The sequence below is a fragment of the Phaeodactylibacter xiamenensis genome (genome assembly GCF_000759025.1).
Classification (GTDB): Bacteria; Bacteroidota; Bacteroidia; order Chitinophagales; family Saprospiraceae; genus Phaeodactylibacter; species Phaeodactylibacter xiamenensis.
The window spans coordinates 102,143-114,780 of sequence record NZ_JPOS01000081.1; the positions used below are offsets into that span (position 1 = coordinate 102,143).

General features: G+C 50.8%; 11 protein-coding genes and 1 pseudogene. 6 read left to right on the top strand and 6 right to left on the bottom strand.

Translation table 11 applies throughout. The features are described from left to right. Window positions 1-5: 5 nt before the first annotated feature. The 5 genes and pseudogenes from IX84_RS21720 to IX84_RS21735 form a co-directional block, all read right to left on the bottom strand. The gene (locus IX84_RS21720; RefSeq protein WP_262501665.1) at window positions 6-977 is read right to left on the bottom strand and encodes a beta-galactosidase trimerization domain-containing protein; all 972 of its coding nucleotides are present in this window, start codon (window positions 975-977) and stop codon (window positions 6-8) included. Beyond that, window positions 951-1,388 (bottom strand): annotated as a pseudogene (locus IX84_RS34185) (beta-galactosidase); the annotation flags it as partial. The pseudogene IX84_RS34185 and the gene IX84_RS21720, both read right to left, overlap by 27 nt. Next, entirely contained in the window at window positions 1,309-1,635 is a 327-nt protein-coding gene (locus tag IX84_RS31915; protein ID WP_063978295.1) for a beta-galactosidase, read from the bottom strand. The gene IX84_RS31915 and the pseudogene IX84_RS34185, both read right to left, overlap by 80 nt. A 57-nt stretch (window positions 1,636-1,692) precedes the next feature. Continuing rightward, complete coding sequence (locus IX84_RS21730) at window positions 1,693-2,736, bottom strand: LacI family DNA-binding transcriptional regulator (RefSeq protein WP_044225782.1); 1,044 nt, start codon at window positions 2,734-2,736, stop codon at window positions 1,693-1,695. Between the two features lie 171 nt (window positions 2,737-2,907). Further along, window positions 2,908-3,951, bottom strand: coding sequence for a LacI family DNA-binding transcriptional regulator (locus IX84_RS21735; RefSeq protein ID WP_044225784.1), 1,044 nt, complete (start codon window positions 3,949-3,951; stop codon window positions 2,908-2,910). Window positions 3,952-4,331: 380 nt separating this feature from the next. Between IX84_RS21735 and IX84_RS21740 the strand changes: the two genes are divergently transcribed. The 5 genes from IX84_RS21740 to IX84_RS33870 all read left to right on the top strand — a co-directional run bounded on the left by IX84_RS21740 (window position 4,332) and on the right by IX84_RS33870 (window position 9,073). Next, window positions 4,332-4,928 (top strand): RNA polymerase sigma factor, encoded by a 597-nt coding sequence (locus IX84_RS21740; protein ID WP_044225786.1) that lies wholly within the window; start codon window positions 4,332-4,334, stop codon window positions 4,926-4,928. Window positions 4,929-5,062: 134 nt separating this feature from the next. After that, window positions 5,063-5,314 carry a hypothetical protein gene (locus tag IX84_RS21745; protein ID WP_044225790.1) on the top strand — a complete coding sequence of 84 codons (252 nt, stop codon included), beginning with the start codon at window positions 5,063-5,065 and terminating at the stop codon, window positions 5,312-5,314. 53 nt (window positions 5,315-5,367) lie between these two features. Then, window positions 5,368-5,700: a carboxypeptidase-like regulatory domain-containing protein gene (locus tag IX84_RS21750; RefSeq protein WP_081968880.1), complete on the top strand. Its 333-nt coding sequence runs from the start codon at window positions 5,368-5,370 to the stop codon at window positions 5,698-5,700. A gap of 48 nt (window positions 5,701-5,748) precedes the next feature. Next, complete coding sequence (locus IX84_RS21755) at window positions 5,749-7,038, top strand: TonB-dependent receptor plug domain-containing protein (RefSeq protein ID WP_238578319.1); 1,290 nt, start codon at window positions 5,749-5,751, stop codon at window positions 7,036-7,038. A 115-nt stretch (window positions 7,039-7,153) separates the two neighbouring features. After that, a complete protein-coding gene (locus IX84_RS33870; protein WP_044225799.1) occupies window positions 7,154-9,073 on the top strand; it encodes a TonB-dependent receptor domain-containing protein in 1,920 nt (639 codons plus the stop codon). On the opposite strand, the gene IX84_RS33585 is transcribed toward IX84_RS33870, so the two are convergent. Beyond that, window positions 9,064-9,285, bottom strand: coding sequence for a hypothetical protein (locus IX84_RS33585; RefSeq protein WP_044225802.1), 222 nt, complete (start codon window positions 9,283-9,285; stop codon window positions 9,064-9,066). The two genes, IX84_RS33870 and IX84_RS33585, sit on opposite strands and share 10 nt — an antisense overlap. On the opposite strand from IX84_RS33585, the gene IX84_RS21770 reads away from it, so the two are divergent. Further along, complete coding sequence (locus IX84_RS21770; protein WP_052516286.1) at window positions 9,284-12,613, top strand: VCBS repeat-containing protein; 3,330 nt, start codon at window positions 9,284-9,286, stop codon at window positions 12,611-12,613. The genes IX84_RS33585 and IX84_RS21770 overlap by 2 nt on opposite strands. Window positions 12,614-12,638: the final 25 nt, after the last annotated feature.

Genomic DNA, 12,638 nt, shown 5'->3' on the forward strand with positions numbered 1-12,638 from the left:
AAGGATTATTTTCTTTGCAAGACTCTGACCTCATAGGGCGCCAGTTCCTGTTCTGCGCTGTAGGGTTTGCCGGTCAGAATGTCGGTGTACTTTCCTTTGGGCAGTTCTATAGTTTTGGGCTCAGCAGTGATATTATCGAGAATAAAACCTTCCTGCTTAATACCTTTTCTGTGCACAACGAGCGGGCCAGCATCTCCTTCGACCAGGGGCTCAATACTTTGTTCTTTAGCATAGTGGCGCAGTAATGGCCCCAAGTGTCCACGGCCGGGGTCGGTGCCCAACAGCACCACCTTACCCTTGCCCACTGTGTTTTCCATGATGGCCGCTTTCTCAGCGTGCATACCATTGATATAGGCAGCAATGACCCGGCCATCTTTTGAAGACAAGGCTTCAGACCAAAGCCCGGCCTGCCCTTCCGGTAAGTCCAGAGGACCGTTGTATGTCATTTTCAGGGGAATCTCTGCGGGGCGAAGCTTGGTACCCACCGGTATGCGGCTATCGACTGCAATGCCAGACCATTCTGCAATGTCAACCATGGCATGGTCGGTGAAGGAAGTCCAGTATTCCGTCCGGTAGCCGGTCATGGGCCCGAGGATAAGCGTACCGCCATTTTCCACCCAGGTTTTGAGGTGGGCGCGATGGTCATCGGAAATCATAGGCAGCAGCGGAAGGTAGAGTAATTTATACCCTTTAAGGTCGGCGCCGGGCATAAGTACGTCCCGGTGTAAGTGTTGATCCTGCAGGGCGAGGTAAAAACGGTAGGTCCAGTCAGTATAATAGCGGATGTCATTGGCGTACTGCTCTATACGCAGGCCCATATCCGCTTCGTGGTCATAGAAAATACCGATTTTTGCCGGGGTGACGGGGGCATGGAGCAGGAAATCGCTGCTTTTTTGCAGGTCAGCCCCCAGTTGCTTCAAATCATCATAATTGGCAACCGGCTTGCCCCAGGCATTGAGGATGGAGCCATGCGGCATTTCCTGCCCGGCCCGGTGCTGCCGCCAAAGCCAGAAGATGGCGCCCTGTCCACCGAGGGCATAGTTCATCCACAGGGCAGTATGCATACTGCCATCGGGCTGGTGGAGGAACCAGGTATTTCCTTTGGCGCCACCACCGGAGTTGTTGGGGGCGGTTTCAAAGAGCCAGTGCATCCCTTTTTAAAATCCCCGCATACGGTCGTAGTTGCTCAGTACCCGGTCGTATGCCTCGAAACTATGGTAATTGTTGACTGCCATGAAATCAAGGTCTTCAAACAGGTCTTCGTAGTTGGTGGCCTGCCCGGGCATGGAGTCATGCGTGATAGGCCGGTCAGAGTACTGACGGATCGCTGCCAGTTGTATCGCCTGAAAGTTGACTACGGACTCGCTTTGGAAGCGCTTCCATGTCATATTCCCCTTCCCTGGGCTCCATTTTGGACCAGGAGAATTCGGCCATTCGGACTACGTTCATGAAAAGCTCCTTCATGTGTTGTATGTCCTCGGAGACACGTTCCCGGGGCCATGTTTCCGGGTAGTAGGAAGCGCCGTAGTAAATTTTATCTGCAGGAATGGCCTGATCATCAGTTTCCTGACCACACAGCAATAAGGGTAGCCCGGCAAAAAGCAGGCTTAGCAGGAGTGAATTGAATTTGAGCATTGGTAATTGTTCCTTTTCGCAAAGGAGGCATTTAGCTGTGCTCCGTAACCAGTAGACTTAGCCGGATTTTCGGAGCCGGGTAGAGTCCCGGCAGATCAATTCCGTATCAAGCACCACTTTCTGGTGGATGTAGCTGCCGTTCTGGTCGGAATTGATTTCTTCAATCAGTTTTTGCACCGCCAGTTGCCCCATCGCTTTGCTCGGCTGCCGGATAGAGGTGACGGAAGGCTTCATGAATGCCGAGAAAGGCTCCTCAGAAAACCCGATCACGCCCAACTCTTCAGGCACTTTGAGGCCCAGTTCTTCAGCGCGGGCAATGGTACTGATGGCGGTCAGGTTGTTGGCGGTAAAGATGGCATTAGGCGGGTTTTCCAGCGCGAGCAGTTCGTTAGCGATCCGGGTGCCCTCCTCAAAAGAAAGGTTAGAGCTGTATTTGACCCACTCGTCCTTTAAGGGAAGCCCTGCTTCTTTTACGGCCTGCTGAAAACCTCTTAAGCGGTCGGCATACATGAGCTGTTTGGTCGGGCCCGACAAATAGGCAATTTTGGTATATCCCTGGTCGATGAGGTGCTGTGTCCCCTCGAATGAGCCCCGGTAGTCATCAACAACAATTTTGGTGATGCCTTTCAAAGCATTCGTCACCCGGTCTACCAAAACCACTTTAATGCCCTGTTCCATGGCTTTTTCAAAATGCTCAAAGGACTCGGTTTCCAGTGACAGGGTCGCTACGATGCCGGCTACCCGGCTGGCAATGAGCGTATCCATATAGGTTTTCTCCCGTTCGTAGGAGTTATTGGTTTGGCACACGATGACGGAATAGCCCATTTCGAATGCAGTCTCTTCTATATTGTGCACCAGGGACGAGAGGAACTCCCGGTTGAGCTGGGGCACAATCACGCCAATCACCTTGGTCTGATTAGTGGAGAGGCTGGTGGCCAGGGCATTTTTTTGAAAACCAAGCCTCAAGGCTACAGCCCTTACTTTGGCTTTGGTCTTGGGGCTGATCCGGGCATCATCATTAAGGGCACGGGAAACAGTAGATATCGAAACACCGGCGGCCTCAGCCACATCGTAGATGTTTATTCTGCTTTTTTTCTTCATTTTACCGTTTGTTAGAACGTGTGCCCAATTGGTCAAAACCATGAATTCCGGGCGGCCTTTAGTTCAACGATTCTTTGAACGTGCTTCTGTAAGTATGGTTCCGCAAAATTAATTGATTTTATTTAATGAATCTACAAGCGCTTGCATGGCAGCATTTGGCAAGCAGCGCAATTATCTTTTGCACAGGCGGTTGGTGGATTCCCGGGGGATGAGTTCGGTGTCCAGGATTATTTTCTGGTGGATGTAGCTTTCACCGGGGTCGGCATTGATTTCTTCGACTAGTTTTTGCACCGCCAGTTTTCCCATTTCCGTACTGGGTTGCCGTATAGAAGTTACGGAGGGCTGCATAAAGGCAGAAAAAGGCTCCTCTGAGAAACCGATCACCCCGAGATCTTCGGGCACCCTGATGCCGATCTGACGCGCATAGGCGATCGTGCTAATCGCAGCCAGGTTGTTGGCCGTGAATATTGCATTGGGCTTGTCCTTACGGCTAAGGATTTTTTTGGCGATCCGGGTCCCTTCTTCATAAGAGAGGTCATCAGAGTATTCTATCCATTCGGGGTTCAGCGGGAGGCCAGCGACTTTCAGTGCTTGTTCAAAACCCCTCAGGCGATCGGCGTAGAGCAATTGCTTGGTTGGGCCTGAGACGTAGGCTATTTTGTCATACCCCTGCCCGATAATGTGCTGTGTGCCTTCGAAGGCCGTTTGGTAGTCATCGATGACAATCTTGGTCGTCGATTTAATTTTTGGTGAAACCCGGTCTACCAGCACCACTTTGATGCCTTGCTCCTTGGCTTTTTCAAAGTGCTCATAGGAGTCGGTTTCGAGGGAGAGCGTGGCGATAATGCCGGCGACCCGGCTTGCGATGAGGGTATCCATATAGGTTTTCTCCCGTTCATGGGAGTTATTGGTCTGGCAAATGATCACCGAGTACCCCATGGCAAAAGCCGTATCCTCAAGGGTGTGTACGAGAGAGGAAAGAAAGCCGCGGTTCAGTTCCGAAACCAGAACGCCAATCACTTTGGACTGATTGGTCGACAAACTGGTTGCAATCGCATTTTTCTGAAAGCCAAGCCTCCTGGCTGCAGCTTTTACCTTGACTTTTGTTTTGGCACTGATACGGGCATCGTCGTTCAGGGCGCGGGACACAGTAGAGATAGAAAAACCGGCCTCTTCTGCGACATCATAAATATTTACCCTGGTTTTCTTTTTCATCGGGCTGCTGATTTGAGCGTGAAGCTGCTTCGCCGAAATCAGGGATGCCCAATCATAATTCCGGCGAGGCCTCGGTTAAAAAATACCTTTCTTTTTTAACGGTAAACTATGGATTTGCAAAAATAGAGCAATTTTGTTGATAATTTATCAAGCGCTTGCGCCAGTGCGCACTGCAAAAGTAGAAACGATGATTTATATCTTATTTTATTGGATTTATCGACCGAAAAACCAAAGTTATAATTGTTCAAAGATTTTTCAACAAATAAAAAGTTGTACAAGCGCTTGCATAAGTAAAAGCAGATTGCTAGATTTACGTCATCATTCGGCTAATACCCGATCGTGTGAAACCAAATTCGATAGTTCAAGACCAATACCGAATTATGGAAAACCAGAACCCGTCCAACGTCCATCAAAAAAACTGGCAAGCCTATTTGAATGGCAATGATCAGGCCTTCGAGAATTTATATATGGCTTTTGCCGATCGTTTGTACATCTATGGTTCCAATCTCACCATAGACAAAGCATTGGTGGAAGATGCCATTCAGGAAATCTTCTGCAAATTGTACCAGAGAGACAAAGACCTGATCGAGGTCAAAAATATCCGGAGTTATTTGTTTGTAGCGCTGCGCAATCATATCCGGAAAAGCCTGAGCACGGACCGCAACCACGAGGAACACCAAAAGCGGTATCAGGCTATGCAGCCGCTGAGCGAAGAGGTGCCGACGCCCTCGATGGGTTGCGAGGGGCAACCGCTACAGGCGCATGTACGCCGGGCTATTGATGATCTGCCTCCGCGTCAAAAAGAGGTGCTTTGCCTCCGCTTCTTCGAAGGCTTCGATTACTACGAGATTTCCGATATCATGAAAATCTCCTATCAGGTAGCCCGCAACTATGCTTCCCGTGGAATGAAGCGCCTGAGGGCGGACTTGTTCACAGACCCAAAAGTGCAGTATAAAAGTGTAGTCATGGCGGTTTAAAAAAGGGTTTTTCCTTAATAATTCCCCTTTTTGCCGGGAAAAAGCAACTTTATTTTGATTACAGTTGCTTTGCTTTCAAGAACCTTTGGTCGAGTTATCACAAATTATCCGGTTCTATCAGAACGAAAGGTAACATGACCAAAAAGCATTCCACACCGCTGACTGCTGAACAGTTGCTGAATGACGACCAGTTCGTCAGGACTGTTTTGGAAAGCCGTTCCTCAGTCGCAACCTATCATCAAACCCATCTCCGGCAATTTGGAGATGTTGCAGATGTTGTTGAGGATGCCAGGAGCGCAATACTGAGCATGCAGCGACATTTCCAGGCAAAGTCACCTTCACAAAAAACATTAGCCACAATATTGGAAAAGATTCGGTCAAGCTGACCGCAATCATATTACGTGTTGAAACTTAATTCATTAACCTAACTGTCTAGCTTATGAAAAGCTTTACACTCCCATTGCTATGCCTGATGCTAGTCTTCAGTGCAGGAGCAGTACACGCTAGAGGGGACGCTGCTCCCGGGGCCAACCCCGGGGCGGAATCCCTCTCCAAATTTATTCCTGAAGATGACGTGAAAGTACAAGGTGTGGTCACCGACGATGCCGGTGAGCCCCTTATCGGCGTAAACGTCCTTGAAAAAGGCAATCCGACCAATGGTACCATCACAGATGTGGATGGCGCCTTCCAGCTTACCGTTGCCGACGATAATGCCACCTTAGTATTCACCTACATTGGTTACCAGAAAAAAGAAATGCCCCTGAATGGGTAAACCAATGTCAGTGTAACCCTCAAGACAAGCGCTTCCGTATTGGATGAGGTGGTTGTGGTGGGTTATGGTACGCAGGTCAAGCGGGACATGCTTGGTGCGGTATCCTCTATTGAAGGCAAAGAGCTTACCGCTTTCAGTGCGACTTCCATGGACCAATCCTTACAAGGACTTGCAGCCGGTGTTCAGGTAACCGGTAGCTCTGGTGTGCCAGGTGCGCCTACCCGTGTACTGATTCGGGGTACCAACTCCCTGTTTTCAGGTACGGAACCCTTGTGGATTATCGATGGTATGATCCTAAGTGGTCAGGGTGGTGGCGAAATCGGTGGCTTCGGTCGGAACGCTGGTGGTGCAGTAGGACTGAACCCCCTTGCTACAATTAACCCTAACGATATTGAGTCTGTTGAAGTCCTTAAGGATGCAGCTGCGACAGCGGTTTACGGTTCTCGTGGTGCAAACGGCGTAATCATCGTTACGACCAAATCGGGTAAGGGTGGAAAAGGGACACTAGACCTGAATGTGAACTACGGTATTTCTGACGTGGTACGCGGACCCAATGAAATAGGTTTCGTGGATGGTCCTACCTGGCTGGCGCTAGCTGATGAATCCCGTTTGAATGCAGGTCTTGCCGAATTCGATCCAAACGAAGTTCTGGTTTCAGGCCGTGATCCTAATGCCGTTCTAACGCGTGATCAGCTCGCCGATGTCAACTACTTTGACGAAGTGCTTCGGCAGGGTTCTTCAACAGATATAAACCTTTCTTCTTCACGGGCTACCGAAAATCTGAATTACTATATTTCTGGTAACTACCGTAGAGATGAAAGTATATTGGTAGGAGATTTGATGGAGCGGATGTCATTGCGTTCCAACTTTGATTTCAAGCCCCTAGAAAACCTCAGCATAGGCACCCGTCTACAGCTCAGCTATGTAAATCGGGAACGGGCAGCAAACGGTGGTGCTCCGGGTGGAAATGCCAACGTCGGCAATGGAGGTTATAACTTTGCTAATACTGGAATTATTCCAATTCTTCCTTTATTCCATCCGACAGTAACGGGTCGTAACGGTAACCCGATCTTGTTTGATCCGCTTTCCGGACGTAATGTACTGGCTAACCTTGACCGGGCAAACTACATCAATGATCAAGATACTTATCGTGCTATTGCCGGTGTGAACCTGCAATACAATATCCCATTTGTTCAGGGGTTGTCTATCCGGTCAGAACTGGCAGCAGATTTTCTACATGCTAGTAACATCGAATGGGCCAATACAGTCATCCGCGAGGATAGTAAGTATGGATTTGACAATGCTCAGACGTTCCAGCGAATCAACTATAAGTTATGATCGTCAATTCGGTCGCCTACACGCTATCAACCTTACGGCTGGTACGGAATCTACTTCAGAAGGGTAGCGCCGCCGTAATATCGAGGCGCAGCAGCTTTTCGGAACGCAGCAGGAGTTGAATCAGCCAGGCGATGTACAGCGTGTTACTGCAGGCTTCGGCGGAGAACAGTACTTCCGTGGCTACTTTGGCCGGCTGAACTATAAGTTCATGGATCGCTATATGATTGGGGCAAGCTATCGCTACGACGGCTCCTCCATCTTTACGGAAGACTTCCGCTGGGGTAACTTCCTGGCCCTTTCTGCAGGCTGGGTGGTCTCTGACGAGCCCTTCCTGGTTAATAATGAAGTCATCAACTTCCTGAAGTTCCGCGGTAGCTTTGGTCAGACGGGCAACTCTGCCATTAATCCGCAAGCTACCGCTACAACTTATGCACAATGGGGCCGTTACGGTGATACTGGTGCGGGTGACCTGCTCAGCACAATCGCTAATACAGCCGTAACTTGGGAAACCACAGATGCTTATGATGTAGGCGCTGACTTTGAGCTCTTCGAAGGGCGGATAAGCGGTACGGTAAGTTACTACGTGCAGGACGTACGTGATATGCTCTTCCAGGTTCCAATCCCTCAATCATCCGGTATTTTCAATAGTAATCCTACTATATGGGACAACGTAGGTGATATGCAAAACCGAGGCTGGGAAGTGGAGCTGAACACCGTAAATATTGACCGCGGTAATTTCCAGTGGAGAATGGGCATCAACTTCGCTACGAATGAAAATCAGGTGACCCGCCTGGCCGGGGAAGATGCAGAGATAGTTAATGTTAACAACAACGGTCTAGTTACCCGCGAGGGCGATCAGGTCGGATTTTTCCGTTTAGCCCGTTATGCTGGTATACATCCCGAAGGAGGCTATGAGCTGATTGAGGAAATGGACCTGGAGTTATTTGCAGAAACAGGTGAGCGTGTAGCAACTGGCAACTTAATCCCTGCCACCCGTGCCAATCTTTCTACTCACTTATTTGATAATACCGATAGAGGTAGTTTGCCGACCTTCTTTGGTGGTTTTAACAACAGCTTCACCTACAAGAATTTCAGTTTGAGCGCTTTGATCAGCTTCTCCGGTGGCAACTACATTTATGATGTAGCCCGGGAGAACTCCGTCTATGTGAATAGTGCTAAGCCTTACCGCGAAGAAATTGTAGGTAACTACTGGCAGAATCCCGGTGATGATGCTGAGTTCCCGGCACTAAGCTGGAATCAGCGCTACGATGTGATTAACGAAGATGGAACGATTGAAGAAAACGTACGTTTTGATCCACAACGTTCCGGTCATGCGCATGATAAGTACTTACAGAAAGGGGACTTTATCCGTATGCGAGCGCTGTCCTTTTTCTACAACCTGCCACGTGGTGTAGCAGATTCTTTGCGTATGCAGAACATTCGCCTTGGATTTACAGTTAACAACCTGTTCACTATTACCGGATACGAAGGCTATGACCCCGAGGTAGTTAATCTGGGTGATGGCCTTGGTGGCTCCAGTAACTGGAAGCACCCGCGCCGCTTCGCCTGGTACAATGCAAACCGTGAGCGTACAACTGGATTGGAGGACAACGGTGGTAGATTTATAGTTTGCAGTGATGCCTTCCTGGAAGCCGCAGGCTGGCAAAACCCTGATGGTACAGAAAGTGCAGATGCCGCCAATGATTTACGGTATCAGCAGTTGTTCATAAGGGTTCCAGCGGGTGAAGATCCTCGTGGTCAGTTCTCAACTACCCGTGACTATGTCTGGAATGATAAGTATTACAGAGCGGGCGACCGTGAGACTAACCTGCCTGTACTCCGCCTCGCAGATATCGTGTTGCTCCGTGCGTTCCTGCGTGCGGATTCAGGCGACAACGGTGGTGCACGCGCTGACCTGAATATGGTTCGCAACCGCGCTGGTACGGAATGTGTACTGCAATTTCGCACTAACGTATTCCACCCACGGCTATTCTGGGTAGACTTGACTGTCTCGGCGTACGAGCCTTATTCTTGAAGGATTTTCATAAGAACTTCCTCCTTATTATTTAGAGCCACCAAATAAAAACCATTGCCTATGTTCTCCACCGCCAACCTCCGCGCCTTAGAAGGCTTTCTCAATAACACCAGACATTTTTCAATAAAGATTGATTTTTTCAGCCTCCGCACGCCCCCTGCCCCCCTAAAGGCGGGAACCTCAGCACGCAAAAACCAATCCCTTTCACTCATGAAATCCTGTTTGTCTGGTGGTTTGGGCTTCCTCATTACCCTGCTCCTGCTTTCCGGATGTGAAAACGCTGAGCCTTCAGAGGCCGGAGAGCAAGCTGCTACCGACGACACTACCGAATTCGTCTCCCTGACCTCAGACCAAACCGGCATCGACTTCGCTAACAACCTGCCGGAAGATGCCTACCGCAACATCATGCGCTATCAGTACTTCTACAACGGGGGTGGCGTTGCCATCGGCGATGTGAACGGGGACGGGCTGCCGGATGTGTGCTTTTCTTCCAATACCGGAGCGCCCCGCCTTTACCTCAATCAGGGAGAGCTGAAATTCCGCGAAGCCAAAAACGCCGGGCTCGACCTGCCTGCCAAAGCCACCTGGAATACCGGCCTTAGCATGGTGGATGTCAACGGAGACGACCACCTAGATATTTACCTCTGCCGATCGGGCAACCTACAGCTGGCCAATCGCATGAACCTACTCTACATCAACAAGGGGGACGGTACCTTCAAGGAGCGGGCTGCCCTGTTTGGGCTGAACGACCCGGGCTACTCCGTGCAGGCCAACTTCTTTGATTACGATAAGGATGGTGATCTCGATATGTACCTCGCCAACCACGGCATCAACTTTTACGGGCGCGACCCACAGGGCAAGGTTTCCAATGCCCCTGATCAGTACTCGGGCGATAAGCTTTACCGCAACGACGGCGACCGCTTTACCAACGTCACCAAAGAAGCCGGTATTTTGGAGCAGGCATACAGTTATGGGCTGGGTGTTGGCATCGGTGACCTGAATCAGGATGGCTGGGACGATATTTACGTGTCCAATGACTTCTTTGAGCACGATTACCTGTACTGGAATCAGGGCGATGGCACTTTCCGGGAAAGTATAAAGACTGCTGCCCGTCAGACTTCCTACTTCGGCATGGGCAATACGAATACCGATTTGAATAACGACCAACTGCTAGATATCATGGTGGTGGATATGACTGCTGAGGACCACTACCGCCGCCACGCCAACCTCGCCGGGCTGAGCTACGAAAAGTTCTGGGACTTCGTGGACAAGGGCTATCACTACCAGTACATGTTCAACAGCCTGAATATCAACAATGGCAATGCCACTTTCAGCAATCAGGCGCAGCTGGCGGGCATCGCTCAGACCGACTGGAGCTGGGCACCGCTGGCAGCCGATTTCAATAACGATGGTCTGACCGACCTCTACATCACCAACGGGCTGCGCAAGGATGTCCTCAATCTGGATTTCATCAACAATATCGACAAGCGCTTCGCCAAATACATCGGTGCCAACGGGCAACTCCCGGAAGACCGCTTCGTGGAAATGCTGCAGACCATGCCTTCCGAAAAAGTGGGCAACTTCTTCTACCGAAACGAGGGCGATTTGCAATTTACAGATGTCCGGGAGCAGTGGGGCGCAAACACCCCTTCCTTCTCTACCGGGGCCGCTTATGTCGACCTCGATCAGGACGGCGATCTTGATCTTGTCGTCAACAACATCGACGCCCCCGCTTTTGTCTTCGAAAACCAAAAGACCGAAGGCCCCTTCCTGCGCATTGAACTGCAGGGGCAGGGCAGGAATAAATTTGGCTGGGGCGCCAAAGTCCGGGTTACTTCCGGTGAGGCCACGCAATTGCAGCAGCAGTATCCCATCTGCGGGTATCAGTCTTCCGTGGAGCCGGTATTGCACTTTGGGTTGCCCGCTGATGCCCCGGTAAGGGTAGAGGTGGAATGGGCCGATGGGAAAGTCATCATTTTAGAAAATGTACAACCCAATCAAACCCTGCAAATCGATCAAAAATCAGCAGGAACCGCATCTCCAGCTCCCGCACCACCGGCTACAGCTTTTGAACCCGGACCCGACCTCAACCAAAAACACACCGAAAACGATTTCAACGACTTCAAACGGGAATTTCTCCTGCCCCACAAAATGTCCGCCCTTGGGCCCAACCTCGCCGTTACTGATGTCAATGGCGATGGGCTGCACGACTATTTCCTGGGCGGTGCCAAGGGGCTGCCCGCTTCTCTCCATCTGCAAAAACCAGATGGTACTTTCCAGCAGGTACGCAACCCCTGGCTCGACGAGCGCCTGCACGAGGACGGTGGCGCTGCCTTTTTTGACGCAGACGGGGATCAGGATATGGACCTCTACGTTGCCTCCGGTGGCAATGAATACGAGATCGGCTCCAAATACTATCAGGACCGGTTATACCTGAATGACGGAGAGGGCGCATTCACGCGCGCTGCTGATGCACTACCTGATCTTCGCAGCAGCAATGGCCCGGTCGCCGCTGCGGACTACGATGGCGATGGCGATGTCGATTTATTTGTAGGTGGACGGCAAACGCCCGGTGCCTATCCAACCGGCACTCAGAGCTACCTCCTGCAAAACGATGGTCAGGGGCGCTTTACAGATGTTACCCCACAACTCGCTCCGGAAGGATTGACCGGCATGGTGACCGATGCCCTGTGGACCGACTTCAACGGCGATGAGCAACCTGATCTCATCGTAGTCGGAGCCTGGATGACGCCCCGTTTTTTCAGCCAATCCGATGGTGCTTTCAAAGAGGTGATCGCTTCCACCGGGCTGGAGAATATCAGCGGCTGGTACTTTAGTTTGGATGGTGCCGACTTTGATGGGGATGGCGATACCGACTATGTCTTGGGCAACCTCGGGCTCAACCACCGCTTCAAAGCCACGCCTGAAGCCCCCTTTGCCATCTACGCTGCTGATTTTGATGAGAATGGCACCTTGGACATGGTTCCAACCTACTATTACGAAGGTAAAGAATACCCCCTCTACGGGCGGAGCGTGATGCAGGATCAGCTGGTCAGCGTGAAAAAAGCCTATCCATCCTATACCGACTACGCCCGTGCCACGGTGCAGGACATCTTCACGGCCCCGGCATTGGCGAAAGCCCAAAAAGCAGAAGCCCAAACCTTTGCCAGCCTTTACCTCGAAAACAAAGGCAACGGGCAGTTTGAAGCCCGCCCTTTGCCCCGCCCCGCACAGGTGAGCCCGATAATGGATATGGCTATAGACGATTACAATGGGGATGGTTCGATGGACATAATCATAGCAGGCAACCTGTACGGCTTTGAGTACCGGACCGCTCGCGCCGATGCCGGCAACGGTTTGCTGATGCTGGGGGACGGGCAGGGGCATTTTGAGTCACAGTCTATATCCGAAAGCGGCATTTTCCTGCCCGGCGATGTCAAAGCACTGGCTCCTTTGCAGTATCAGGGCAAAACAGGCTTGCTGATTGGTCAAAGCGATGGGCCTGTAGCGTTGCTGCTGCTCAAAAAAGCTTTGCAGTAACCACCTAACCTTTCAAAACGAAGCA